Source organism: Kribbella sp. NPDC004875, from assembly GCF_042873375.1.
Taxonomy (GTDB): Bacteria; Actinomycetota; Actinomycetes; order Propionibacteriales; family Kribbellaceae; genus Kribbella.
Genome location: NZ_JBIALI010000004.1, coordinates 25,030 through 50,379 on the forward strand (window position 1 = coordinate 25,030; position 25,350 = coordinate 50,379).

At 68.4% G+C, this 25,350-nt stretch carries 23 protein-coding genes; 11 read left to right on the top strand and 12 right to left on the bottom strand.

Annotation, left to right across the window (positions count from 1 at the left end):
* Window positions 1-116: 116 nt before the first annotated feature.
* On the top strand, window positions 117-758 hold the full coding sequence (locus ACFYRH_RS22505; RefSeq protein WP_387778419.1) for a histone deacetylase: 642 nt from the start codon (window positions 117-119) through the stop codon (window positions 756-758).
* On the opposite strand, the gene ACFYRH_RS22510 is transcribed toward ACFYRH_RS22505, so the two are convergent.
* Entirely contained in the window at window positions 723-2,786 is a 2,064-nt protein-coding gene (locus ACFYRH_RS22510; RefSeq protein ID WP_387778422.1) for a M6 family metalloprotease domain-containing protein, read from the bottom strand. The genes ACFYRH_RS22505 and ACFYRH_RS22510 overlap by 36 nt on opposite strands.
* Before the next feature lie 164 nt (window positions 2,787-2,950).
* On the opposite strand from ACFYRH_RS22510, the gene ACFYRH_RS22515 reads away from it, so the two are divergent.
* The gene (locus tag ACFYRH_RS22515; RefSeq protein ID WP_387778424.1) at window positions 2,951-4,312 is read left to right on the top strand and encodes an NAD-dependent succinate-semialdehyde dehydrogenase; all 1,362 of its coding nucleotides are present in this window, start codon (window positions 2,951-2,953) and stop codon (window positions 4,310-4,312) included.
* Between the two features lie 65 nt (window positions 4,313-4,377).
* Window positions 4,378-5,259 carry a hypothetical protein gene (locus ACFYRH_RS22520; protein WP_387778427.1) on the top strand — a complete coding sequence of 294 codons (882 nt, stop codon included), beginning with the start codon at window positions 4,378-4,380 and terminating at the stop codon, window positions 5,257-5,259.
* Here the strand turns inward: ACFYRH_RS22520 and ACFYRH_RS22525 are convergent.
* Entirely contained in the window at window positions 5,214-5,420 is a 207-nt protein-coding gene (locus ACFYRH_RS22525; RefSeq protein ID WP_387780651.1) for an excalibur calcium-binding domain-containing protein, read from the bottom strand. The genes ACFYRH_RS22520 and ACFYRH_RS22525 overlap by 46 nt on opposite strands.
* Here ACFYRH_RS22525 and ACFYRH_RS22530 point away from each other — a divergent pair.
* On the top strand, window positions 5,347-5,922 hold the full coding sequence (locus tag ACFYRH_RS22530) for a hypothetical protein (RefSeq protein WP_387780687.1): 576 nt from the start codon (window positions 5,347-5,349) through the stop codon (window positions 5,920-5,922). The genes ACFYRH_RS22525 and ACFYRH_RS22530 overlap by 74 nt on opposite strands.
* Window positions 5,923-5,969: 47 nt before the next feature.
* Here the strand turns inward: ACFYRH_RS22530 and ACFYRH_RS22535 are convergent, their stop codons facing one another.
* Window positions 5,970-6,458: a winged helix-turn-helix transcriptional regulator gene (locus ACFYRH_RS22535; RefSeq protein WP_387778430.1), complete on the bottom strand. Its 489-nt coding sequence runs from the start codon at window positions 6,456-6,458 to the stop codon at window positions 5,970-5,972.
* 65 nt (window positions 6,459-6,523) lie between these two features.
* Here ACFYRH_RS22535 and ACFYRH_RS22540 point away from each other — a divergent pair, with 65 nt between their 5' ends.
* Window positions 6,524-7,036, top strand: a complete 513-nt coding sequence (locus ACFYRH_RS22540; RefSeq protein ID WP_387778433.1) for a PaaI family thioesterase — start codon at window positions 6,524-6,526, stop codon at window positions 7,034-7,036.
* Here ACFYRH_RS22540 and ACFYRH_RS22545 read toward each other — a convergent pair.
* The 4 genes from ACFYRH_RS22545 to ACFYRH_RS22560 all read right to left on the bottom strand — a co-directional run bounded on the left by ACFYRH_RS22545 (window position 7,027) and on the right by ACFYRH_RS22560 (window position 14,421).
* The gene (locus ACFYRH_RS22545; RefSeq protein WP_387778436.1) at window positions 7,027-8,289 is read right to left on the bottom strand and encodes an aminotransferase class I/II-fold pyridoxal phosphate-dependent enzyme; all 1,263 of its coding nucleotides are present in this window, start codon (window positions 8,287-8,289) and stop codon (window positions 7,027-7,029) included. The genes ACFYRH_RS22540 and ACFYRH_RS22545 overlap by 10 nt on opposite strands.
* A 63-nt stretch (window positions 8,290-8,352) precedes the next feature.
* Window positions 8,353-10,746, bottom strand: coding sequence for a WD40/YVTN/BNR-like repeat-containing protein (locus tag ACFYRH_RS22550; protein ID WP_387778439.1), 2,394 nt, complete (start codon window positions 10,744-10,746; stop codon window positions 8,353-8,355).
* Between the two features lie 89 nt (window positions 10,747-10,835).
* Entirely contained in the window at window positions 10,836-13,268 is a 2,433-nt protein-coding gene (locus ACFYRH_RS22555; RefSeq protein ID WP_387778442.1) for a transglycosylase domain-containing protein, read from the bottom strand.
* Window positions 13,269-13,383: 115 nt separating this feature from the next.
* A complete protein-coding gene (locus tag ACFYRH_RS22560) occupies window positions 13,384-14,421 on the bottom strand; it encodes a zinc-dependent alcohol dehydrogenase family protein (protein WP_387778445.1) in 1,038 nt (345 codons plus the stop codon).
* Window positions 14,422-14,522: 101 nt separating this feature from the next.
* Here ACFYRH_RS22560 and ACFYRH_RS22565 point away from each other — a divergent pair, with 101 nt between their 5' ends.
* Entirely contained in the window at window positions 14,523-15,389 is an 867-nt protein-coding gene (locus ACFYRH_RS22565; protein WP_387778448.1) for a helix-turn-helix transcriptional regulator, read from the top strand.
* A 4-nt stretch (window positions 15,390-15,393) separates the two neighbouring features.
* Window positions 15,394-15,795 (top strand): cupin domain-containing protein, encoded by a 402-nt coding sequence (locus ACFYRH_RS22570; RefSeq protein ID WP_387778451.1) that lies wholly within the window; start codon window positions 15,394-15,396, stop codon window positions 15,793-15,795.
* On the opposite strand, the gene ACFYRH_RS22575 is transcribed toward ACFYRH_RS22570, so the two are convergent.
* Window positions 15,764-18,055 carry a HelD family protein gene (locus ACFYRH_RS22575; RefSeq protein ID WP_387778454.1) on the bottom strand — a complete coding sequence of 764 codons (2,292 nt, stop codon included), beginning with the start codon at window positions 18,053-18,055 and terminating at the stop codon, window positions 15,764-15,766. The genes ACFYRH_RS22570 and ACFYRH_RS22575 overlap by 32 nt on opposite strands.
* A gap of 212 nt (window positions 18,056-18,267) precedes the next feature.
* Between ACFYRH_RS22575 and ACFYRH_RS22580 the strand changes: the two genes are divergently transcribed.
* The 3 genes from ACFYRH_RS22580 to ACFYRH_RS22590 are packed head-to-tail and all read left to right on the top strand — an operon-like array spanning window position 18,268 to window position 20,953.
* On the top strand, window positions 18,268-19,650 hold the full coding sequence (locus ACFYRH_RS22580; RefSeq protein WP_387778457.1) for a ferric reductase-like transmembrane domain-containing protein: 1,383 nt from the start codon (window positions 18,268-18,270) through the stop codon (window positions 19,648-19,650).
* A gap of 5 nt (window positions 19,651-19,655) precedes the next feature.
* Window positions 19,656-20,153 (top strand): FMN-binding protein, encoded by a 498-nt coding sequence (locus ACFYRH_RS22585; protein WP_387778460.1) that lies wholly within the window; start codon window positions 19,656-19,658, stop codon window positions 20,151-20,153.
* Window positions 20,150-20,953, top strand: coding sequence for an FAD:protein FMN transferase (locus ACFYRH_RS22590; protein WP_387778463.1), 804 nt, complete (start codon window positions 20,150-20,152; stop codon window positions 20,951-20,953). Before ACFYRH_RS22585 ends, ACFYRH_RS22590 begins: the two co-directional genes overlap by 4 nt.
* Here the strand turns inward: ACFYRH_RS22590 and ACFYRH_RS22595 are convergent.
* Window positions 20,869-21,423, bottom strand: coding sequence for a TetR/AcrR family transcriptional regulator (locus tag ACFYRH_RS22595; protein ID WP_387778466.1), 555 nt, complete (start codon window positions 21,421-21,423; stop codon window positions 20,869-20,871). The two genes, ACFYRH_RS22590 and ACFYRH_RS22595, sit on opposite strands and share 85 nt — an antisense overlap.
* Window positions 21,424-21,498: 75 nt before the next feature.
* Between ACFYRH_RS22595 and ACFYRH_RS22600 the strand changes: the two genes are divergently transcribed.
* Window positions 21,499-21,858: a DoxX family protein gene (locus ACFYRH_RS22600; protein ID WP_387778469.1), complete on the top strand. Its 360-nt coding sequence runs from the start codon at window positions 21,499-21,501 to the stop codon at window positions 21,856-21,858.
* Here the strand turns inward: ACFYRH_RS22600 and ACFYRH_RS22605 are convergent.
* The 3 genes from ACFYRH_RS22605 to ACFYRH_RS22615 all read right to left on the bottom strand — a co-directional run bounded on the left by ACFYRH_RS22605 (window position 21,848) and on the right by ACFYRH_RS22615 (window position 25,211).
* On the bottom strand, window positions 21,848-22,753 hold the full coding sequence (locus tag ACFYRH_RS22605) for a carbohydrate ABC transporter permease (protein ID WP_387778472.1): 906 nt from the start codon (window positions 22,751-22,753) through the stop codon (window positions 21,848-21,850). The genes ACFYRH_RS22600 and ACFYRH_RS22605 overlap by 11 nt on opposite strands.
* Before the next feature lies 1 nt (window position 22,754).
* Window positions 22,755-23,693: a carbohydrate ABC transporter permease gene (locus ACFYRH_RS22610; RefSeq protein WP_387778475.1), complete on the bottom strand. Its 939-nt coding sequence runs from the start codon at window positions 23,691-23,693 to the stop codon at window positions 22,755-22,757.
* Between the two features lie 162 nt (window positions 23,694-23,855).
* Window positions 23,856-25,211 (bottom strand): extracellular solute-binding protein, encoded by a 1,356-nt coding sequence (locus ACFYRH_RS22615; RefSeq protein ID WP_387778478.1) that lies wholly within the window; start codon window positions 25,209-25,211, stop codon window positions 23,856-23,858.
* Window positions 25,212-25,350: the final 139 nt, after the last annotated feature.

The window sequence follows — 25,350 nt, forward strand, 5'->3', positions numbered from 1 at the left end:
CTGAAACACCAGCACTGCATCGCAGGCACCCTAGTCTGAACGATTAACCGACGGAAGATGAACTGTGTTGTTCATTTTCCGTGAGTTTCAAACTATTCTGAACGCCGGAGGTGTGAGTGGATCACGTCTGGTATGTCGCCTACGGCTCCAACCTGGCACTCGAACGATTCCGCTGCTACTTGTCCGGCGGACGACCTCAGGGTGGCGCGCGGGTGTATCCCGGCTGCCGCAATCCGAACCCACCCGCGCGGACCGCACCCGTCACCGTTGCGGGAGGTCTGGTCTTCGGCGGCGCGTCGAAGGTGTGGGGCGGTGGCTCCGCCTTCTACGACCCGGCCGCAGCGAGTGAGCTCGCCGGACGCGCGTATCTCCTGACATCCGAGCAGCTCGCCGACGTCGCCGCGCAAGAGATGTGGCGCGACCCCGGCGGCACGTACGCCCTCGAGCTCGCGGCGCTCCTCCCGAACGTCACCGAACTCCACTCGCTGGGCCCCGGCCGCTACGAAACCGTCGTCCGCCTCGGCACCCACGACGACCTCCCGATGTACACGATCACCCATGGAACGGTCGCCGACCTGGACCCGGTCGCACCAACAGCGTCGTACCTGCGCTGGATCGCGACCGGACTGGTCGAAGCGCACGGATGGACCGTCGACCGCGTTGTCGACTACCTGCACGCGGCGCCGGGCGTCCGGCTCGGGTGGACGCCCGGCGCGTTGCGGTCAGCGCTTGACGGCGGTGCAGGTGGCGGTGGATGACTTCGTGGGATCGCTTTCCGAGGTCGCGGTGAGGGTGATCTTTCCGATCGGGCCGGTGCCTGCCTTCGTATGGACCGGGACCGTGATCTGCTGGCCGGCGTCCGCGGTGGCGAGGGCGTTCGGGAGGGCGATCGGCCAGCCGTCGGACTTGGCGGTCAGGCGGTAGACGTCGCCCTTCACGTACGGCGTGACGTCCTCGGGCTGCGTTGACGACGTACCGGACTTGCCGGTGTTGGTGAGCCGGAAGTCGCAGGTCTGGACCGCGCCGTCCGGCTTCGCGACCGTCGGGAGGAGGCGTACGCCGCGTTTCTGCGGGCCCGCGCCGTCGAGGGAGCGGATCGCGACGGTGTAGGACAGCACGCCCTGCGCGTCGCGGTGCACGTTGGTGATGTAGAAGTGCAGGCGGTTCGCGGTGTCGGTGTACTCGTACTCGCTGCCCGAGTCGGTGCCGGCGTGGAACAGCGCGTCGGACAGTTGGCGGTAGTCGCCGATGGTGATCGGGACCTTCGTACCGTCGGGCAGCACGTAGTCGGTCATGTTGATGTCCTGCGGGTTCGCGTCGACCACCCACTCGAACGGTGCGCGGTCCTGGTTCTTCGTCTTCGCCAGCAGTACGCCGTTGTCGGGCGTGAACGAGTCGGTACCCATCCGGTCCACCACCTCGACCGTGTAGTTCTGGTACCCGCGGCCGTCGCAGAGCGGATCCTTGGTCGCGTCACACGGCGCGTCGAGATCACCGGCGCCACCGAGCTCGATGTTGATCCCGGACAGCTCCTTCGCCCCGGGCTCGACGCTGCGCGCCTTCACGTTCGCGATCACGACGCCGGAGCTCGCGAGGGCTTCGCGCGAGAGCCGGAGTACGTTCTGCTCGTCGACCATCTTCAGCTTGAGTTTGTTGCGGAGCATGTGTTGCGCGCCCATCGACGCGCCGCCGGTCGCCGGGATCATCCAGCGGCTGTGTGGACCGCCGGGGCCGTTGAAGCTGCCCCGGCTGAGCATCTCCCAGATCCCCGTGTAGGCGCGCCGGGGCGGGACGCCGTACGGGTTGTTGTAGTTGTCGCCGATGCCGAGGATGTGGCTGAACTCGTGCGCGAACACGGCCATACCCGAGCTCTCCGCCTGCGTGGACGATCCGCCGCCGGCGTTCGGCCAGATCGACGCGCCGGCCGCCCAGGACGTCCAGTCGACGTACCGGGTCTGCGACCAGTTGGGCAGCGCCGGATCCGGCGGACCGAAGTCGTCGGTGACGTCCTGCTTGGTCGGGAACTTCATCATCCCGAACTCCTGCCAGGTCGAGGACTCGTCCTGGCCGGCGCTGAGGAAGAACACGAAGTCATAGCCGGCGGGTACTTCGGGACCCTGGTCGGCGACCCACGCCGCACGACCGTCGGTGCGGATGTCCTTCGTGCAGGTGTCGCCGGCCGGACAGCTCGCGCCGCCCTGGAACTCCATGCCGTACTCGTGCGACTTGCCCGGCATCCGGTACGGGCCGAACGCGGTCAGGTCGACGCCGTACCGGCCGGCGGAGTCCTCCATCCAGTACTCGTGCAGTGTGTGGCCGTGGTTCAGCGGCTCCGGGGTGTTGAGGAAGTTCTTGTAGAACTGCGCGACCTGATCCCGCGGTACGCCGTTCGCCGCGGCACTCGGATTGCCGAAGGCGGTCGACCCCTTGGGCTGGGTGATGACGAAATCCTGGTTCGGGTAGTCGAGTAGCACGAGCGCACCCTTGAAGGTCCGCTCCGATCCCTTCACGGCCGGGTCGGCCCAGTTCGTGCCCGGCGGTTTGACGTAGTCGCTCCACGTCATGTGATCCGGGTTCTCCCAGTTCTGCGGGTCGATCGGGCCCGGCAGTCCCTGGGAGACAGTGGTCGCGACTCGCTTGTCCGGCCCCGACTCCTGCCATGGCTGCTTCTGCGGCCAGTGCGGGTACTGCCAGGCGTTCACGGGATCCGGGGGAGCGGTGGCACTCGGCGAGGCGAGCGCCACCGAAGGCACCGACACAGCGGCCAGCACGGCAACCAGCCGCACAACACGACGAAACTTCCGTTGCTCAGACACGGGCGGGCATCCGATCCTCAGCGGGGGCGGGACAACGGGCCCTTCGAGCATGCCTGGTGAGACGGCCGTACCACAACAGATCGGGTCACTGTATACAGTATGGTGGATTAGCGGCTGCAAGGGATGGAGGGCTCATGTACTCGGTGACCGACCCGGCGACGGGTGTTTTGGTGGAGGAAGTGGCGAATTCGACGGAGGAGGAGGTTCGGGCGGCGGTCGGGCGGGTGCATGTGGCGTACCCGGGGTGGCGCAGGCGCGGGGTGGGGGAGCGGGGGGCGATCGTCGCGCGGGCGGCGGAATTGTTCGCGGAGCGGGCGGACGAGCTCGCGGGGATCATGACGCTGGAGATGGGGAAGCGGGTCAGCGAGGGGCTCGGCGAGATCGGCATCGTCGTCGACATCTTCCGGTACTACGCGGAGCACGGGCCGGCGTTGCTCGCGGACGAGCCGCTCGACATCAAGGGTGGACAAGCCGTCATCAGCAAGGGCCCGATCGGCGCGCTCCTCGGGATCATGCCGTGGAACTTCCCGTGCTACCAGGTGGCGAGGTTCGTCGCGCCGAACCTCGTGCTGGGGAACACGATCCTGTTGAAGCACGCTTCGATCTGCCCGCGGTCCGCGCGTGCCATCGAGGAGATCCTGCACGCGGCCGGCGTACCGGACGACGTGTACGTGAACACGTTCGCGTCGAGCCGGCAGATCCCGGCGATCCTCGCCGACCCGCGGATCGCCGGCGTCTCGCTGACCGGCAGTGAACAGGCCGGTGTCGCGGTCGCCGCCGAGGCCGGGAAGCACCTGAAGAAGACCGTGCTCGAACTCGGCGGGTCCGATCCGCTGGTGATCCTCGGCACCGACGACCTGGACGAGACGGTCAACGCCACGGCGACCGCGCGGATGCGGAACTGCGGCCAGTCCTGCAACGCACCGAAACGCATGATCGTGCTCGCCGACCTCTACGACGAGTACGTCGACCGCCTGACCCAACGCGTCGCGGAGTACTACGCCCCGGGCGACCCCTCCGACCCAGCGACGAAGCTCCCGCCGCTAGCTTCGATCGCGGCCGCCGACGAGGTCGCCGGGCAGGTCGAGAAGGCGGTCGCGCAGGGGGCGACGCTGCGCACCGGCGGCCGCAGGATCGGCCCGGGCGCATACCTCGAGGCGACGGTCCTCACCGACGTCACTCCGGAGATGGACGCGTACTACGAGGAGATTTTCGGACCGGTCGTGATCGTGTTCGAAGCCGTCGACGAGGACGACGCGGTCCGGCTCGCGAACGACACGCCGTTCGGGCTCGGCGCGTCCGTGTGGGGCACCGACCCCGATCGCAACCGCCGCGTCGCGGACCGGATCGACGCCGGCATGGTCTACCTGAACCGCGCCGGCGGCTCGCAGGCCGACCTGCCGTTCGGCGGCATCAAACGCTCCGGCCTCGGCCGCGAACTCGGCCCGGCCGGTATCGAGGAGTTCATGAACAAGAAATCCATCCGGCTCCGCTGATCGTCGTGCGCTCCGGAACGGCGCATACTGACGGCACATCCGAGCTCGTGCCGAGGGGGCCGACGATGACCGTGCCCGGTGGCTACTCCATCAAGACCTACCGCTACCTGCGGATGGCGATGGTGGCGATGATCGTCCTGCTCGGCGCCGCCCTGGTGATCGAGTGGTCGAAGACCGACCCACACTGCCTGCAGACCTCGATCAGCGCGTACTACTACACGCCGGTCCGCGCGATCTTCGTCGGCGGCCTGATCACCATCGGCGTCTGCATGGTGGTGCTGAAGGGCAACACCGAGTCCGAGGACATCCTGCTGAACGTCGCCGGAATCCTCGCGCTGGTGGTCGCACTGGTCCCGACACCCGGCCAAGGCGCCTGCCACTCGGTGCGGGTCGCGCTCGGCGACGCGGCGCCGAACGTCTCGAACAACATGCTCGCGGTGTTCGTGGTCGGCGTACCGTGCCTGCTGCTGACCGCGTTCTTCATCGTCCGGGACCGCAGGCGGCAGCCGGCCGGATGGACCCCGATGTACGTGCTGGGCCTCGGGGTCGCGGTGCTGATCTTCGGCGGCGGACTGGCCTGGTTCCTCGCCGACCGGTCCGGGTTCATCGGCAACGCGCACTACGCGTCCGCGATCGTGATGTTCGTCTGCATCGTCGCGGTCGTGCTGCTGAACGCGGAACAGTACCGGCGTAAGCAACGCAAGCACGCCGTCCCGCACTCACCGGCCAATCGGTACTCCGTGATCGCGGTGGCGATGGTCGCGGTGCCGTTGTTCATGGTCGTGTGGAAGAAGGCATTCGGCTGGGAGCACGCCGTGCTGTGGATCGAGGGCACGCTGATCGTGCTGTTCGCGGCCTTCTGGGTCAGCCAGACACAGGAGCTGTGGACCGACGGGATCCGTCAGGAATTGCCGCGGTCACCGCAGGCCACGCCGTCACCGTTGTGATCGAGCGCCCGGGAGTACCCGGGATCGCCACGGCGTAGCGGTGCCTTGCCGGCGGCACGGACCTCGTCGCAGTTCCGATACACCACCGTGGCGGACGTCGGGGTCGTCGTCGGCGTCGTGGTCAGGGTCGGCGGTGGTGCGGAGGTCGGTGTCGTGGTCACAGCCTCCGGCGACTGCGGAGATGAAGTCGGCGTCGGTGTCGGCGTGCGGGCCGACGGTGTGGCGGTAGCAGTCGGCGAAGGTTTTGGAGTGGTCTTCACCGGAGTCGACGTTTGCTCTGTCACCTCCGCCGGAGTCTCGCTGACCGGTGCTGGGGTGTGTGTCGCCCGTGGCATCGTCGGTCGTGAAGACGGTGCGAGCACCGGCGCCGTGCTCGTGGACTCGCCGCCGCTGAACGGGTACGCGAGTACCAGTGTCATCAGCGCGACCGGGATCACGATGGCCGCCAGTGCGGTCGTCCGGCGGGGTCCGCCGTACCTGCCGATCGGTCCGCGGACCGGTTTGCCGTGCTTGTCCACCCAGAACGGCCAACGTGCCGGTGGTGGTCCCCAGGACTCCGGCGGCTGCCATCGTCGCGGTGGACGCCAGTCCGGTCGCGGCGGTGCGGGCCACTCCGGTGGTGCATTGAACTGCCTCACTGAATTCCTCCCCGAGGCAGCCTAGCGACTACCCGCCGGGAAGAAGCAGCTACCCGCCGAATCCCTTGTATTTCATACGTTTGTCCGCCGCCGAGCCCCGGGGCCAGGACGCGGTACGGCGTCCCGCGGAGACGTCACCGAGTGGCCTGCTTCGCACCGGAGTTCGGTGTGCACGGCCGCGCCGCAGTCGCGGTGCGCGATGGTGAGCGGCGACCCCTCGGGGCCTGTGAGGTACTTGTCGCCCCAGTCCCGGATCGCGATCAGGATCGGGTACAGATCGAGGCCCTGCTCGGTCAGGCGGTACTCGTAGCGCCGGCGCGCGCCCGGTTCGCGGTACGGCGTCCGGCGCAGGATCCCGTGCTCGACGAGTGTGGCGAGCCGGTTGGACAGCACCTGGCGGGGGATGTCGGTCCGGACCCGGAGGTCGTCGAACCGGCGGATGCCGTTGAACACCTCGCGCAGCACGACCACGGTCCAGCGCTCGCCGAGGATCTCCATGGTGCGCCCGATCGGGCAGTTCGCCACCGACCAGTCGAGCGCGTTGTACGTCGTCGTACTCATCCGGCCAGCCTAATGCGCTCTAGGTCTCGTTGACAGACCCAGCTGTGCGGTGTGAGGCTCGGTCCATGACGGAGACTCAGCAGACGGCTCGCAGCCGGACGTTCACCTGGACCGACCCGGCCGAGGTGGCGGTGCAGATCGGTCGCCTCTCCGGGCTGGAGACGCTGCAGGCGATGCAGGACGGTCGGCTGCCGGCGCCGCCGATCCTGCAACTGGTCGGCGCGACCGGGTTCGAGGCCGAGGAGGGCAAGGTCACCGTGTCGATGCCGGCGGCCGAGTTCCACTACAACCCGCTCGGCTCGGTGCACGGCGGCGTGATCGCCACGCTGCTGGACACCGCCGCCGGCTGCACCGTCCATTCGACGTTGCCGGCCGGCGTCGGCTACACCTCCCTCGACCTGATGACCCGGTTCGTCCGCCCGGTCACGGTCGACTCCGGCGTCCTCCGCTGCGAGGGCGGCATCATCAGCCGCGGTCGTCGTACGGCGGTCGCGGAGTCACACCTGTACGACGAACGCGGCAAGCTGCTCGCCCACGCGACGTCGACCTGCCTGATCTTCGAGCTGCCTCAGGCCTGATCGGCGAGCGCCTTCTCGCCCGCCACCAGCCGCACGCAGGTGGCCAGACCGGTGATCGCGGCCTCGACCTCCGGCAGCTCCGGGTACGTCGGGGCGATCCGGATCACCTGGTCCTTCGGGTCGTCGCCGTACGGGTGGGTGGCGCCGGCCGGCGTGATCGCGATACCGGCCGCCTTCGCCTTCGCGACCACCTCGCGGGCGCAACCCTCCGGGACTTCCAGGCTGACGAAGTAGCCACCGGCCGGGGCGGTCCAGGACGCGAACCCGGTGCCGCCGAGCTCGGCGGTGAGGATCTTGTCGACCGCGTCGAACTTCGGCCGGATCAGGTCGGCCAGCGTCCGCATGTGCTCGTGCAGGCCGTCCGCGTCGCGGAGGAACTGCACGTGCCGCAGCTGGTTGATCTTGTCCGGGCCGATGCTGCGCTTGGTCGTGTGGCTCAGCCACCACTTGATGTTGTCCGGGGACGACCCGAAGAACGCGACGCCGGCGCCGGCGAAGGTGATCTTCGAGCTCGACCCGAACACGAACGCGCGGTCCGGGTGCCCGTTCTCGGCGCACAGCGCGAGGATGTCGGCCAGCTGCGCGGGGGAGTCGGTCAGGTGGTGCACGGCGTACGCGTTGTCCCAGAAGATCCGGAAGTCCGGCGCCGCGGTCTCCATCGCGGCCAGCCGGCGGACCGTCTCGTCGGAGTACACCGTGCCGTCCGGGTTGCTGTACTTCGGGACGCACCAGATGCCCTTGATCGCGGCGTCCTCGGCGACCAGCCGCTCGACGACATCCATGTCCGGGCCCTCGGGCGTCATCGGCACCGGGATCATCTTGATCCCGTACCGCTCGCAGATCCCGAAGTGCCGGTCGTAGCCCGGGACCGGGCAGAGGAACGCGAGCCCCTCGACATCGGCCCAGCGGGTCTCCGCGCCCGGCACCTTCCCGAGCAGCGCGAAGACGACCGCGTCGTGCATCAGTTCGAGGCTCGAGTTCCCGGCGGCGAGCAGCTGGTCGACCGGCACCTGGAGGTCCGCCGCGAAGATCGCCCGTACCTCGGGCAGCCCCAGCAGGCCGCCGTAGTTCCGCAGGTCGGTCCCGTCCGCGGCGACCGGCTCCCCGCTCAGCCCGAGCACACCGTTGGCCGCGTCGAGCTGCTTCGGCGACGGCTTCCCGCGCGTCAGATCCAGCTTGAGACCCTTGGCCACCAGCGCCTCGTAGTCCTGGCGCGCACGCTCGACCTGGCCAGTCAGCTCATCGACACTCACGGGGGGAGTCCTTTCACAAGTACCGGGGGATTCGGCCCCAAGCCTAGTGACCTCCACCACGCCCTACTTCGGGAGGTCCATCTCGAGCGTGTAATACCCACCCCCGGTCGGCGGCACGTCGAACGCGGCCACCAGCACCTTCCCGTCCTCGACGATCCCCGACACCAGCCCCTGCCGCCCGGGACCCTTCGCCCGATCCCCCGGAACCGCAATCGCCTTCCATCCCCGCCCGTCGCGACTGAACCAGGCGGCCGCGTCGACCTCGTCGTCGGTCCCCGTGGTACCGAGTGCGATCAGCCCGTTCGGAACGGGGACCAGCTCACCGGCGAAGGCCCGGCTGGGTGCGGCGATCTGGTTCGTCCAGGTCAGACCGCCGTCCTTCGAGGTCCACGTGACCCAGCCGCCCTCGGTGTCGTCGTCCGTGCGGTCGTACTCGCCGAACGCGACCACTGTGTTCCCGATGCGTTCGAGACCCCGGACACTCGCCGAGGAAACCCGCTTCGCGAGCGGCAGGTCGACCACCGTCGTCCAGTCGGTGCCGTTCGCCGACAACCACACCGCCGGGGTCCCGTCGCCGCGGTCGCCACCGGCGACGAAGCGCGAGCCGACCGCGAGCACCGTCGACATCCCGGCCTCACCCGAGCCCAACGACCGCAGGTTCTGGCTGCGGGTACGGCGCGTCTGCTGGTCGCCGGAGGTGGCCGGCAGTACCTTGCCGCCGACCCCTTCGACCCAGCTCCGGCCGTCCTTGGAGTACGCCGACCACGCATCGGTGTGCCCGTTGCCGTCCTGACGCCCGCCGACCACCACCCATCCCGACGGACCGACCGCGATCGCGGCGGCGCTCGGCCCGCCGTACGGCGAGCGCGCGCCGACGCCGAACACCGGTGAGTCGGCCTCGGTCCAGCGGCCGTCCGTGCCCCGGACCCAGACCGCGGCCCGGCGGCCGATCGCCAGGTTCTTCTCGCCGACAGCCGCCACGCGTCCGTCCGTGGTTGCGACAGCATTCTGGACGAAGTTGCGTACGCCGACCTTCCGCCCGGGCAGCGTGGTGGCCTGCCAGTCCGAGCCGGTGCGCGTCCAGCCGGTCGGGTCATTCGACACGTCGCCCACCGCGACCAGCGCCTTGCCGGCCCGCAAGACTGTGCCCACGTGCGACGACGGACGGCCGCCGGACAGTTCGGGGGCCAGTGCGACCGGGGTCACGCGTGCCTCGGCGTACCGCCAGATCGCCGGCTCGGTCGAACCGCTGCGGTCGTTCGAGCCGACCATGATCGCGTCGCTGCCGACGGCGACCGAGTCGGTGACGAGTTGGGTGCCGCGAGCGCGCTGGCTGTTCGTGTCGGTGCCGTCGGCGAGCTGTGCCCAGGTCGGACCGACGGCGACCGTGGTGTCGATCGTGGTGGTGGAGACCTGTGCGGTGGCCACCCAGTCCTTCCCGGCCTTGACCAGCGTGCCGGGGATGTCCTCGTACGCCGAGCCGAGCGTCCACGGGGTGGCCGCCACCTGCCAGGAGGCTCCGGTGGGACCGCCCTCGACCACCAGCGTGTCCCACGAGTTGTTCACCTCGTCGAAGCCGCCGCCCTGGACGAGCGCCACGAACTTCCCGTCGCCGACCGCGAGCGCGTTGTTGTAGACGCTGTAGTCCTTGGCGACCTCGCCGCGCACCGCCGCGGTCCGGAAGTGCTGACCGTTGTCGGTCGAGTACCAGTACTGCAGGCGATCGGTCTGGTGAGCGTCGTCAGGGGTGGACAGGTTCCCGGCGATCACCACGGTCTTGCCGGAGGCAACGATCTCGTCGCCGGTCACTTCGCCCGGCACGGTCTGCTTCAGGCCGATCGACGGGCCTTCCGTGCGGTGCCAGGTGACGCCGTCCGTGGACTGCCAGTAGACGAGGTGATTGCCGCCGACGGTGCTGCCGCCGACGATCGCGAAGCCGGTCGAGGTGGCGGTGACCGCCCTGAGGTAGTCCGTCGTCCGGACCACCTTGGGGTCGTCGGCCAGGTGTTTCCACGTCGTCCCGTCGGGACTGTGCCACAGGACGGTGCTCGGTCCGTCGCCGATGGCAACGAATCCTGCCGGACCCGCGGCCATGTCCGTCACGCCTTCGAAGGGATGGGACCGTGCCACCGACTCCTTGTCCAGCTGTCCGCGGGTCCAGGTCCTGCCGGCGTCGTCGCTGCTGAGGAACAGGGCTCTGCTGAGGTTGTCCGATTCCTCGAAACCGGCGGCGACCACGCGCTCGCCGCGGGCCGCGACCGCCTGCAGGGCCTGATTGGTCCGATCACCTGCGGGAGCAGTCTTCTCGGCGGCTTGCGGGGCCGTCGGTTGGGTGAAGTCGACGGGCTTCACCGTCGCCCGGCCGGATGCGGGTGGGTCGGACTTGAACGACGACGTGCATCCGGCCAGGCCGATGAGTAGGCAGGTGGTGATGATGCGGAGCCCCAGGCGCTTCATGGCTGGGAGTTTACGGAGAGTCAACCCCCTGGTGGGGCGTCGAGATCGAACCTGTGGATAACCTCAACCGACCGTTTGCAGGAACAGGGTCAGTTGCCCTTGCACTTGGGGTATTTGGGGTCCCAGGGTCCACAGGTCGGGAAGCCCGGCGGCGGCTTGATGGTCGGCGGCGTGCCGGGCGGCGGTGGGCTCACCGGCGGAGTGACCGGTGGCGTCGGCGGGATGGTCGGCTTCGCCCTGCTGCCGTTCGAGATGTACAGCAGGATCGTCGCGCCGGCCGGTGCGCCGTCCTCCTGCCGCGGGTTCGTCCACGCGACCGTGCCCGCCGGGGCGTCCGAGTCGACCTGGGGCCCGTGGTCCATCTGGACCTTGAAGCCCATCGACAGCAGCTTCGCGCCCGCGTCCGCGGGCGTCATGCCCTTCAGGTACGGCAGATCCTTCACATTGCCGCGGATGATCTTGTCGTCCGGCTTGACGAACTTGCTGGTCGGAATCCCTTGCAGCGCGAGCTGCATCGCGGTCTCCCAGACCGGACCGGCCGTCCCGGAACCGGAAGCGTCGCCGATCTTCTTGCCGTTCAGCGTCAGGTTCGCGAGGTCCTCGTACTTGGGATCGGCGTCAGCGACCACCGAGGCGGCGGCCAGCTTGGACGAGTAGCCGGAGAACCAGACCGCGTGGTTGTTCTGGATCGTACCGGTCTTGCCGGCCAGGTCGCTCTTGCCGAACTTCAGCTTGGCGCCAGTCCCGCCCTTCGCCATCACCTGCTGCAGCACGAAGTTCACGCCGTCCGCGACTCCCGGCGACAGCACCCGGTGGCAGTTCGGGCCCGGGGTCGGGGTCGACTTGCCGGTCTTCAGCGAGGTGATCGAGAGGATGATCTGTGGGCTGCAGTACATCCCGCGCGCCGCGAACGTCGCGTACGCGTTGGACAGCATCAGCGGCGTGATCTGGCCGACCGAGCCGAGCGTGAACGAGACCACCTGCTGGAGCGGCTTCATCGTCTGCGCGTCGTACATGCCGAGCTTGGAGGCGATCGTCGCGATCGGACACAGACCGATCTGCTCGGACAGCTGCAGGAAGTAGGTGTTGGTCGAGGCGCGGGCCGCGTCGACCATCGACGGGTCGGCGATCGTCTTGGTCGAGTTCTTCGGCGTGTATTCGTCCGCGGAGGTGGTGCCGCTGCACGTGCTGAACACCTTGCCGCTCAGGTCGATCCGCTGCGGCGAGTTGATCCGGTACGTCGTCGGCACGCCCTTCCCGATCGCGGCGGCGATCGTGAACGCCTTCATCGTCGACCCGTTCTGGAACCCGCCGTACCCGCCGGCGTAGGACTTCTCGACGTTGTAGTTGTACGCCGTCTGCCCCTTCTTGCTGCCGTACCCGCGGCTCTGCGCCATCGCCTTCACCAGACCGGTGCCGGGCTCGACCATCGTGACCGCGGCGACCGCCTGGTCACCGGCCTTGGTGTGCTGCGCGATCGAGGCCTGCGCGGCCGCCTGGACGCGCTGGTCGAGCGAGGTCTTGATCACCAGACCGGACGTCTCGATGTAGTTCTCGCGTTCCTCCGGCGTCTTCCCGAATGCCGGGTTCGCCTTCAGCTTCGAGACGACGTACTCACAGAAGAACGGGTACTTCGAGTTCGCGCAGCCGCTGGGGATGACGCGGACCTTCTTCGGGTCGATCACCGGCGTCTTCAGCGCGTCCGCGGCCTGCTTGGCGGTGATGACGTTCAGTTCCTGCATCCGCCGCAGGACGACGTCGCGGCGCGCCTTGGCCCGCTTCGGGTTGTCGATCGGGTCGTAGCCGGTCGGGTTCTTCACCAGGCCGGCGAGCATCGCGGCCTGCGGGAGGTTCAGCTTCGCGGCGTGGACGCCGAAGTAGTGCTGGGCCGCGGCGTCGACGCCGTACGAGCGGTCTCCGAAGAAGGCCAGGTTCAGGTAGCGGTTCAGGATCTCGTTCTTGCTGAGCTCCTTCTCGACCGCGATCGCGTAGCGGACCTCGGCGATCTTCCGCTCGTAGGTCTCGGCGGTCGCCTGCTTGACCTCCTGCGGCGTACGGGCCTTGTTGATCAGGCTGAGCTTCACGTACTGCTGGGTGATGCTCGAGCCGCCCTGCTGCACCCCTCCGGCGGACTGGTTGCGGAGCAGCGCGCGCAGGGTGCCCTTGGCATCCAATGCGCCGTGCTGGTAGAAGCGGTCGTCCTCGATCGCGACGATTGCCTTCAGCATCAGCGGGCTGATCTGCTTCAGCGTCACCGGGGTCCGGTTCTGCTGGTAGAGCGTCGCGATCGTCCGGCCCTCGGAGTCCTGGATGACGCTCTTCTCGGCCACCGGCGCCGTCTCGAGGTCCTGGGGCAGGTACTGGACCGTGTCGTGCGCTGTCGCCGCGGTGACGCCGGCCAGACCGGCGAACGGGAGGGCCAGCCCGGCGGTCAGTGCTCCGGCCAGCGCGCTGACCGTCAGGAACACGAACACCGACCACACGACGTTGGGCCGCTTGGCCCGCCGTTCGCCTCTGTGCATGGTTGGGCAGATTACGTGAGGTGAGGGCTTTCCGGGAGTCTCCTCGTTACGGAATTTACACATTTGGCTACAGATCTCACTACGAGTGACCGTATCCTCACGCCCCGCCCTACGGTCAGGGCCGAATCAGGACTTTCAGCGCCTCGCGCGTGTCCATCGCGCGGTACCCCTCCGGGATGCCGTCGAAGTCGACGGTCCGGTCGAAGACCTTGCCAGGGTCGACGGTTCCGTCCAGGACGCCCGGCAGCAGCCGTTCGATGTACGCGCGGGCCGGCGCCGGGCCCCCGGTCAGGGTGATGTTCGGCAGGAAGAGCGTCGTGAAGCCGATCGGCGCCTCGTCGTACTGCGGGACTCCGACGCGACTGATCACGCCGCCGGGGCGCACGACCCCGAGCGCCTGCTCGTACGCCGGTAGGTGGCCGACCGCCTCGAGGACGACATGCGTCCCGTCGCCGCCCGTCAGCTCCCGGACCTTGGCGATTCCCTCGGCCCCGCGCTCTGCGACCACGTCCGTGGCTCCGAACTCGACACCGAGATCGGTGCGGTCCTTGTGCCGGCCCATCAGCACGATGCGCTCGGCACCGAACTGCTTGGCCGCGAGGACGGCGAGCAGCCCGACCGCGCCGTCACCGATCACGGTTACCGTGGTCCTGGCCGACACGCGGCCCTTGAGCGCCGCGTGGTACCCGGTGCCGTAGACGTCGGACAACGTCAGCAGTGACGGCACCAGTGCGGGGTCCTCGCCGCCGGGAACCTTCACGAGGGTCCCGTCCGCCAGCGGTACCCGGACCGCTTCGGCCTGGCCGCCGTCGACACCGTTCGCATTCCAGAAGCCGCCGTGCCGGCAGGACGTCTGCAGGCCCTCCTGGCAGAAGTCGCAGGTTCCGTCGGACCACGCGAACGGCGCGATCACGAAGTCGCCCTTCCGCAGGGTCGTCACGTCGCGACCGATGTCCTCGACGACGCCCACGAACTCGTGGCCGATCGTCTTGCCCTCGGGCGTGTTGGGCAGGTTGTGGTAGGGATGCAGGTCGCTGCCGCAGATGCAGGATCGGACCACCCGCACCACGGCGTCCGTTGGTTGCTGGATCACCGGATCCGGTACGTCGATCACGCGCACGTCTCCGGCGCCGTAGATGTAAGTCGCTCGCATGGCCCCAGTGAAGACTGCTGCGGGTGGGCGTGGCAGTGCCTGTCGTTCCAGGTAATGCCAGTGCCTCCCTGATCACCACGACCGTCCGTAGTGTGGAAGGCATGGACCATCGGGCCGAGATCAAGGAATTCCTCAGCTCCCGGCGTGCGCGGCTGACTCCCGAGCAGGCAGGGCTGCCGGTGTACGGCGGCAATCGCCGCGTGAAAGGCCTGCGGCGCGAGGAGGTCGCCCTGCTCGCGGGTGTCTCGGTGGACTACTACGTCCGGATGGAGCGCGGGAACCTCGCCGGCGCGTCGGAGAGCGTCCTGGAGGCGCTCGCGCGGGCGCTGCAGCTCGACGACGCCGAACGCGATCACCTGTTCGCGCTCGCCCGCGAGTCCGACGCCACCCCGGTCCGGCGGCGGCCGGCGACCAAGGGGATCCGTCCCGCGTTGCAGCAGGTCCTGGACGCGATCACCGATGCACCCGCGTGGATCCGCAACGCGCAGTTCGACATTCTCGCGGCGAACCGGATGTCGCGGGCGCTGTGGGCGTCGCTGTTCGCCGATCCGCATCGGCCGCCGAACACGGCCCGGTTCACGTTCCTCGACCCGGCCGCGCAGGAGTTCTTCGTGGACTGGGAGCGAGCCGCCGACGACATCGCCGCCGTACTGCGTCTGCAGGCCGGGAAGAACCCGCACGACAAGGCGCTCAGCAACCTGATCGGCGAGCTGTCCACCCGCAGCGAGACCTTCCGGACCCGCTGGGCGGACCACAACGTCCGCTTCCACCGCTCCGGCCGCAAGAAGCTGCACCACCCGGTCGTCGGCGACCTCGAGATCGACTTCGAGGCGATGGAGTTCCCTTCCGACCCCGGCCTCACTCTGCTCGTCTACACCGCCCCGGCCGGCAGCCCCACCGCCGACTCCCTGAAACTCCTGGCCAGCTGGTCGGCCACCCAAGAAACAGTTGCCCAAGACAAGGAATAACTCCGTGCAGATTCTTCCCAAACCGCCGACCGCCAAGGGCCCGGCGGAGTGGTTCACCGGTGACGTCTGGTTCGACGTGATCATCCGCGGCGAGGCCCCGTCCCGCGTCCGCGTGAACACCGTCCGCTTCGCCCCCGGCGCACACACGGCCTGGCACCGGCACGCGAACGGCCAGACCCTGCACGTCACCGAAGGCGTCGGCCTGGTCCAGTCCCGCGGCGGCGACGTCACCGTCATCCGCCCCGGCGACGTGATCTACACGCCACCGGGCGAATGGCACTGGCATGGCGCCTGCCCTGAAACCTTCATGACCCACACCGCCATCTGGGAAGGCCCCACCGAGGACACCCCCGAAACCGAATGGGGCCCCCACGTCACCGAGGCGGAGTACGTCGTCCCTGCGTGAGAGCCTCCGGGAGGTTTCCCAGGATGGTTAGGCGTTTGGTGGCTCGGGTGATGGCTACGTAGAGGTCGGAGAGGCCTCGGTCGGAGTCTGTGGTGATGCCGGTGGGGTCGGCGATCAGGACGGCGTCGAACTCGAGCCCTTTGGACTGGGGTACGTCGAGGAGGGCGACCGTGCCGTCGAGGACGGATGGGTCGTGGGTGCGGGTGACGTCGGGGAGTACGGCGGCGAACTCGTCGTACCGGGAGGCGGGGACGATGACGGCGAGGCGGCCGTCGCCGAGTGCGTCCTGTTCGGATTTGATCGCGGTGCGGACGGCGTCGGCGAGCGCGGCGGCGGGGACCGGGTCGATGTAGGGCTGGGCGCCGGTCTCGCGGACCGACGTCGGTGGTTGCAGGGTGGGGTCGATCGCGGCGAGGACGCCCGCGGCGACGGTCATGATCTCTGCCGGGGTGCGGTAGTTGACGGTGAGTTCGGCGGTCCGCCAGCGGCGGGGTGCGTAGTGGTCGAGGAGCTCGGCCCACGAGCGGACGCCGGCGGCCGAGCCGGTCTGCGCGATGTCGCCGACCAGCGTCATCGACCGGCGCGGGCAGCGGCGCATCAGCATCCGCCAATCCATCGCGGACAGTTCCTGGGCCTCGTCGACGATGACGTGCCCGAACACCCAGTCGCGGTCGTACGCCGCGCGCTCGGACGGAATCGACGGCCGCTCGAACTGCCGGGTGCGCTGGGCGATCAGGTCCTTGAACTGCTCGATCTCCCACGGCTCGATCGTGATCCGCTCGGCGGTCAGCTCGATGTCCACGACGCCGCGCGCGTACTCCCGCCCGGCCTCCGCGGCCGCGTCCTCCTCCGCGGCGCGGCGTTTGCGTCCGGCAACGACTTCCGAGGTCTCGCCGAGCAGTTCGGCTGCTTCGTCGAGCAGCGCCACGTCCGGCTGGGTCCACTCGGCCGACACAGATCGCAGTACCGCGGAACGCTCGGCAACGGTCAGGTACGGCGCGGCCGCGGCGAGCCGATCGTCTGACGACAGCAGCAGCGAGACCAGCAACTGCGGCGTGAGCTCGGGCCACAACCGGTCGAGCAGCTCCAGGACCCGGTCGTCCTCGAACAGCTCCTGCTGGATGTCCTCGATGTCCGCGTCCCCGACGTACTGCCGGCCGATCCGGTCGACGATCTGGTTGGTCAGCGTCTTGAGGATCCGCCGGACGAACAACGGCCGCGCGCGGTTGTGCCGGCTCCGCGTCGCGAGCGCGTCCTGCTGCGCCTTGCGGATCGCGTCTGGTCGTAGGACCAGCTCCTCCTGGTTGACCTTGAGCCGGATCGGCTCGTTCGGAATCACCCGGAAGCCGGCGATCGCCCGCTCGATCACGCCCGCCATCGCGGACTCGCCCTTGATCCGTGCCGCCGCGGCCGACTCCGGCGCGGTCCCGGAAACGCCGGGGAAGAGCTCGCCGACCGTCGCGAGCACTACGTCGTTCTCACCGAGCGAGGGGAGCACCTGGTCGATGTAGCGCAGGAACGTGGTGTTCGGCCCGACGACCAGTACGCCGCTCCGCCCGAGCTGCTCGCGGTACGTGTAGAGCAGGTACGCCGCCCTGTGCAGCGCGACCACGGTCTTTCCGGTCCCCGGACCGCCCTGGACGACGAGCACGCCAGGCAGGCCGGACCGGATGATTTCGTCCTGCTCGGTCTGGATCGTCGCGACGATCTCGTTCATCCGGCCGGTGCGGCTCGCGCCGAGCGACGACAGCAGCGCGGCCTCGCCGATCAGCGTGCTGCGTTCGCCGTCGCCCAGCGCATCGAGATCGAGTACGTCGTCGTCCACGCCGACGACCGTCCGGCCGTGCAAGCGGATGTGCCGCCTGCGTTTGACGCCGAGCGGCTCGGCCGCGGTGGCGCGGTAGAAGACCTGCGCGACCGGCGTCCGCCAGTCGATCAGCAAAGGGTTGTAGTCGTCGTCGAACAATCCGATCCGGCCGATGTGGAACCGCTCGCCGGCGGTCTCGTCGATCCGCCCGAAACACAATCCGCGTTCCACCGACGACAGTTGTGAGAACCGTCCGGAAAACAGATCCGTGAACGATTCGCGTTCGGTCCGGGCCTGGTCCGTCCCGGTGGTTTCCTCCAGCTGCACGCGGCCGAGTTCCCCGCGGGCCCTGTCCCGCAGCACGTCCAGCCGCTCGTACATCGCCGTCACATCGCCTTGTTCCGCGGCGATCTCCTGTTCCAGCACGCTGCCCCCGATCCCGTTCTTGCACAAACCCCGAATGATTTGATATTCTGAATTCAGAGGCCCCGGAGAGGGCTTCTTTTCATTTCCCGCACAAATACCCCACGGTACCTTTTCCGGGGTTCGGCGGCAATGGCTTCTCCGCAAACACCCGCTTCACAGCAGGCTGCCAGGAAAGCCGAAGGATCCGCTCAGCGCGCGACTCGACACTGAGGTGAGCCCACCCCAGTGAGGAGTCGCCCATGACCGGTTCGCCCGTTGCCGTGCTGTCAGGCCGACAGGCCCGCAACGACAGCGCCGTACGGCTCGGGGCCATGGCGGTCCTCTGGCTGAGCCTGCTGCTCGTCACCTTCTGGTGGGTCGTCGACGGCGGCGTCCAGGAGCTCGGCGGCTGGGCCACGGGCCTCACGTCGCTCGGGCGCCTGACCGGCCTGGCCGCGGCGGTGCTGTTGCTGGCGCAGGTCGTGCTGATGGCCCGTGTACCGCTGCTGGAAGCGGCGTTCGGCCAGGATTACCTGGCGCGGATCCACCGCGTCACCGGGTTCACCTCGTTCAACCTGATGCTCGCGCACCTCGTCACGATCACCTGGGGTTACGCGGCGGGGGAGTTGCGCAAGACGCCCGCGACGCTGTGGGACCTGACTGTCAATTACCCGGGCATGCTGCTGGCCGTTGGTGGCACCATCGGTCTCTGCCTGAGTGTGCTGACCAGCATCCGCGCCGCCCGCCGGCGGATCCGCTACGAGTCGTGGCACCTGCTGCACCTGTACGCCTACCTCGGCGTCGGGCTCGCGCTGCCGCATCAGCTCTGGACCGGACAGGAGTTCCTGTCGTCGACCGGCCGGACGGTGTTCTGGTGGACGGCGTGGGCGGTCGCCGCCGCGACCGTCCTGGTCTACCGGATCGGGCTGCCGGTCTGGCGCAACGCGCGACACCGGCTTCGCGTCACAGCCGTCGTACCGGAGAGTGACCAGATCGTGTCGGTGTACGTCGCTGGTCGGCGACTGGAAAGCCTGCGGGCCGAGGCGGGTCAGTTCTTCTCGTGGCGCTTCCTCGGTCGGCCAGGGTGGACCCGGGCCAACCCGTACTCGCTGTCGGCCGCACCGGACGGTCGCGGCCTGAGGATCACCGTGCAGTACGCCGGTGACGGGAGCGCGGCCCTCGGCTCGGTACGGCCCGGTACGCGCGTGCTCGTCGAGGGACCGTTCGGACGGATGAGTCCGCGGGCTCGTACTCGGCACAAGATCGCCTTGATCGGAGCCGGGGTCGGCGTCACTCCGCTGCGCGCGCTTGCCGAGGGGCTCAGCTACGAGCCGGGTGACGCGGTGCTCGTCCAGCGGTACGCCGACAAGCCGTTGTTCCACGACGAGTTCCAGGCATTGTGGCGGGACCGTGGCCTGTCTTTGCTGACGTTGCCCGGTCCGCGGCGCAGCCCGGACTCGTGGTTCGGCGCCGGCGTCGGCGAACTCGACGACCTGCACGCATTGCTGCACTGGATCCCGGACATCGCCGACCGCGACGTCTACCTGTGCGGACCCGGGGCGTGGACCCAACTGGTCCGGGCCACCCTCACTGCCGCCGGTCTGCCGACCGAACGGCTCCATCTCGAATCCTTCAAGTGGTGACCGCTGTGAAACGTATCGTCCTCTGGTTCCTCGGTACGGCGTCGGCCGTCGTCCTCATGTTCGGGTACCACACCTCGACCTCAGGCCCCGAAGGAACACCGCTGTCCGGCGGCACCATGGGCACCAACCCCGTGCCCACGCCATCCACCACACCATCCACCAGACCATCGACGACACCGTCCACCGTGCCCTCGTCGGCTCCCTCGTCCGCCCCGTCGTCGGCGAAGTCATCCGCGACCGTTACGGGTCAGGTGGCGCAGACTCAGTGGGGACCGGTCCAGGTGCAGCTCACCGTGCAGGCTGGCAAGATCACCGCGGTCGACGTCGTGCAGTACCCGAACGGGAACCGCCGCGACGCCGAGATCAACGACTACGCGCTGCCGATCCTGATCGACGAGACCATGCAGGCGCAGAGTGCCCAGATCGACATGGTCAGCGGCGCGACCGTCACCAGCGACGGCTACATCCGCTCACTGCAGAGCGCCCTGGACCAGTCGAAATGACCACCCGATACGTCGAACACGTCATGGGTATGCCGATCAGCCTGGCGCTGCGCGGCCGCCACACCGACGACGAGGCCGCGGTACGCGCCTGGGCCGCGGCCCTCGACATCCTGCGTACGGCGGATCGCGTGTTCAGCACCTATCGTCCGGACTCCTGCATCTCCCGCCTGAACCGCGGCGAGCTGACCGTCGCCGACTGCCCACCCGAGGTCGCCGAGGTACTCGCGCTCGGCGAGCGGGCCCGCATCGAGTCCGACGGCGCCTTCGACGTACGTCGCTCCGCGGTTCTCGACCCGAGTGGCGTGGTGAAGGGCTGGGCGGTCGAACGCGCTGCACAACCCCTCGACGAACTCGTCGCCACGGACTACTGCGTGTCGGCCGGCGGCGACATGACCTGCCGAGTGTCCACGCCGGACGGGCCGGCCTGGCGGGTCGGCATCGAGGATCCGTTCGACCCGCAGCAGGTGGCGGCCGTCGTACCGATCCGCAACGGCGCGATCGCAACCTCCGGCCTCTACCGCCGCGGTGCCCACCTGACCGATGCGCGCACCGGCACGACCCCAACCGCCCTGGCCTCGGTCACCGTCCTCCACCACTCCCTGACCCAGGCCGACATGGACGCCACCGCAGCCTTCGCCCTGGGCCCCGACGGGCCGGCATGGCTCCGGTCACGCCCCAACCGCGCCGGCCTGGTCATCCTGGCCGACAGGACGCGTCAGGTCTTCGGGGACAGGACCCGCGCGATGACCTCGTCGACCATGGTGCGCGGAATGGGGCGGTGGGCGACGAAGTGGCGGTAGAAGAAGGGGCTGGTCAGGAGGTCGGTGGTGAGTTCCGGATCGGTGTCGGGTGGTAGTTCGCCGCGATCCCGGCCACGTTCTAGGGCGATCAGCATCGGCTCGCGGCGGCGTTTCGTCAGGTCCTGGTGGAGTTTCGCGAGTGCGGGGTCGCGTTCGGCGGCGTCGATGAAGGCGGCCAGTAGCCGGGGGAAACGCGTTCGTTCGAGGAGCGTGACGAACGCGGTCAGGATCGCGGTGGCGTCCTTGGTGACCGAGCCGGTGTCGGGGATCGGAAGCGGTTGGTAGGTCGCGTCCATCGCGTCCACCAGGAGGGCACCGGTGGTGGGCCAGCGGCGGTAGAGGGTTGCTTTGCTGGCGCCGGCTCGGCGCGCGACTGCCTCCATCGTGAAGCCGGCCAGGCCGGCGTCGTCGAGGACGTCGAGGGCGGCGGTCAGCATCCGCTGCCGCGCGCCGTCGCCACGAGAGACCATTGATCCACCTCCATCGAAACGCTATCGTACCGTTAGCGGAAGAGTACGGGACCGTTTCGATAGCTGGTGAGTCAGATGAGAACGACGTACTGGACGACGACCGCGATCGTGGTCGGGGAGTGTGCCGTCGGCGGCACGATGGACCTGTTCCGGATGCCGCCGTTCTACCCGATGCTGATCGACCTCGGGTATCCGAGCTACCTGGCCACGATCCTCGGGACCGCGAAGCTGATCGCGGCGGTGATCGTGATCGCGCCGGGGCTGCCGCGGCTGAAGGAGTGGGCGTACGCCGGGGTGCTGATCAACATGATCGGCGCGGCGGCGTCGAACGCCGCCGCGCACCGGTACTCCGGGATGATCGCCCCGCTCGCGTTCGCCGCGCTGGCGCTCGCGTCGTGGGCGATCCGTCCCCGAAGTCGAAGGCTCAGCGGCTGAACCCCGCGGTCAGACCGCTCAGCAGTTGCCGGCGACCCACGGCGTACAGGATGACGATCGGCAGCGTGGTGAGGACGACGGACGCGAGGACCGCCGGGACGTTCACGCTGTACTGGCCCTGGAAGGTCCAGAGCGCCAGCGGCAGCGTGCGCTTGTCCGGGCTCTGGGTCAGGATCAGTGGCAGCAGGAACCCGTTCCACACCGCGAGGCCGTTGTAGATGCTGACCGTCACCAGCGCGGGCCGGGTCAACGGCAGCGCCAGTTTGCGGAGCATGTCCCACTCGGTGGCGCCGTCCACCCGCATCGACTCGAAGAGTTCCTTCGGTACGTCGCGGACGAAGTTCGACAGCACCAGCACGGACAGCGGGATCGAGAACGCGACCGACGGCAGGATCAGGGCCAGCAGACTGTCGTACAGGCGCATCCGGATGATCAGCAGGTAGACCGGGATGATCGTGGCCTGCAGCGGGATCGCGAGCCCCATCAGGAACATCCCGTTCACGCCGGCCAGGAACTTGCTGCCGGCGCCGCGGATGATCGCGTACGCCGCCATGAACGAGATCGCCACGGCCGGGATGATCGTGCCGATCGTGACGATCACGCTGTTCACGAAGTACCGCGGGAAGTCGGACTCGATGACCAGCTTGTAGTTCGCCGTCGTCGGCGCGGACGGGAGCGCGAACGGGTTCTGACTGAAGTACGCGCTCTGGTCCTTGAAGCTGGTGACGACGATCCAGTACAGCGGGATCAGCACGACGCCCAGCCAGATCCAGCCGGCCAGACCGCCGAACCAGTTCAGCTGCAGGAGTTTGTGGGCCTGGACCGGACCGCCGCTGCGCCGGCGGGTCGCCGTACCGGCGCCGCTGGTGGCCACCGTGTTCGAACCTGTGGCCATGTCAGGCACCTTCCTGCTGGCTGGCGGTCGTACTGCCACCGAGCCGGCGCAGCAGCAGCGCGAGCGCCAGACCGATCAGCACGATGATGGTGGCGATCACACTCGCCGGCCCCATCTGGTTGGACATGAAGCCCCGCTTGTACATATCGAGGGCGAGCACCCGGGTGGCGTCGCCGGGACCGCCCGCGGTGAGGACGAAGATCAGATCGAAGAACGTCAGCGAACCGACGACCATCAGTGTCGACGACGTGATGATCGTGTACTTCAGCTGCGGCACGGTGATGCTGAAGAACTGCCGGATCCGGCCGGCCCCGTCGATCGAGGCCGCCTCGTACATCGTGGTCGGGATCTGCCGGACGCCGCCCTGGTAGATCAGCGAGTGGAACGGGATGAACTGCCAGGAGACGATGAAGATCACCACGCCGACCGCGAGGGTGCTGTTACCGAGCCAGTCCTGGGTGAGGAAGCCGATGTGCAGCCCGGGCCCGAGTCCGAAGTTCGGGTCGAGCAGCGCCTTGTAGGTGATCGCGATCGCGGCCGAGCTGAGCAGCAGCGGGATGAAGTACAGCACCGCGAGGAACGCGCGGTAGCGCTGCCGCCCGGCCAGGAACGTGCCGAGCAGCAGGCTGATCGGGGTCTGCACCGCCCACGAGAGGATCATGATCTCGAAGGTCACCAGGATGCTGTGCGGCAACTGCGGATCGGACAGCACCGTGCGCCAGTTGCCGATCCCGGCCGGATGGATCGGGCCGAGACCGTCCCACTGGGTGAAGCTCAGGACGAGCACACCGATCAGCGGGATGACCCCGAACAGGACGAACATCGCCAGCGCGGGCAGCACCATCCAGGTGACTCGACCGCTCCGCCCGACACCGGACGTCGGCCTTTCGCGGGTCGGCAGCACCGGCGAACGCGTGGTGGGCGGAGCGGTCGCGGTCATGGGGCCTCCCGGCCTGGACTGAGGAGCGCAGGGAGCGCAGCGACTGGAGCGACGAGGGAAGGCCGGGAGTTACAGCCCCATGACCGCCGCGACGGAGTCGCGGCATTCAACGCGGTCATGGGGCCTCCCCGCCTTGGTGGCGGTGCTTCGGTGAAACCTTCGTCACTGGCCGATCACCGCGTTCATGTTGGTGGCGAACTGCTGCGGGGAGATCGACAGCTGGAACAGCTTGGCGATGTTGTCGAGCAGCGTCTCGGCCTGGGTCGGGCTGAGCGCCTGGTCCCAGGACTGCGCGAAGTTCTTCGCGTTCGCCGCCGTGTCGTAGACGAAGTTCAGCCACTCGGAGTCGTTCTTGTCGGTGATCGACGAGAGCTTGTCCTTGGCGCTCTTCACGACCGGGATGTTGCCGGACTTCACCCAGGCGTCCACCGTGGCGTCGTCGAGGGTGTTGTTCGCGATGAACTTCTTCGCGGTGTCCTTGTCGCCCTGGCTCGCCTTGGAGGAGATCGACATGTACTGGCCGGGGTTGCCGACGGTGTCGGTCGGGTCGCCCTTGCCGCCCTCGTACACCGGGAAGTTCATGTAGCCGAGGTGCCCGCCGGTCACGAAGTCGCCACCGGAGGACTTCATGTTGCCGTAGGTCCAGGCGCCGTGCAGCATCATCGCGGCCTTGCCGGTGAACAGCAGCGCCTGGTCGGCGTTGGAGTCGGCGGTGATCGACGAGAAGCCCTTGATGAAGCCGTTCGCCTTGATCAGGTTCTGCATCTCCTCGAGCGCCTTCAGCGCCGACGGGTCGGACCAGCCGTCCTTCTTGCCGTCGTAGATGTTCTGGAAGACCTCGCTGCCGCCGATCCGGTCGAACAGGAACTCCAGCCACATCATGTTGGTCCAGCGCGACTGCCCGCCGAGCGAGAACGGCGCGATGCCCTTCTCGTTGAACTTCGGCACCAGGTCCATGATGTCCTGCCACGACTTCGGCGGCTCGACACCGACCTTCTCGAACGAGCGCTTGTCGTAGAACAGCACGATCGGCGTCACGGTCTCGCCCGGCACCGCGTAGATCTTGCCGTTCACGGTCGCGGCCGTGAAGGCGGACGGGAAGATCGAGTTCTTCAGGTCGGCGTGCTCCTTGTTGAGCCAGTCGGTCAGGTCCTCGACCTGGTTGGCCTCGACGTAGGACTTCAGGCCACCGCCGCCCCAGCCCCAGATCAGCGTCGGGCCCTGGCCTGCCCCGATCGCGGTCTTGATCTTGGCCTTGAAGGCGTCGTTCTGGAACTCGGTCGTCTTGATCTTGGTGTTCGGGTTCGCGTCGTTGAACCGCTTGACCTGCGCTTCCCGGATGCCCTGCTGCGGCTGACCGGTGAGGAACCAGTACGTCGTACCGCTGCCGGCCGCCGCCGATCCGCCGGCCGTGGAACCCGGCGTGCTGGTCGGCCCGGAACTGCCGCACGCGGCGAGCCCGGCCGCGAGCGCGCCGCCGCCTACCAGGCCGAGGAAGCTACGTCGGGATGTCGTCATCGGATCCACTGTGATCTCCGTACTCCGTGCTGCCCCGCAGGTTGCGGAAGCACCCGCCGATATGACTTGTTTTCGAAACATAGATTTCGGTGATTGTGCTGTCAAGACTTGAACTAAGCCCACTTCCGGGTCACAGTTG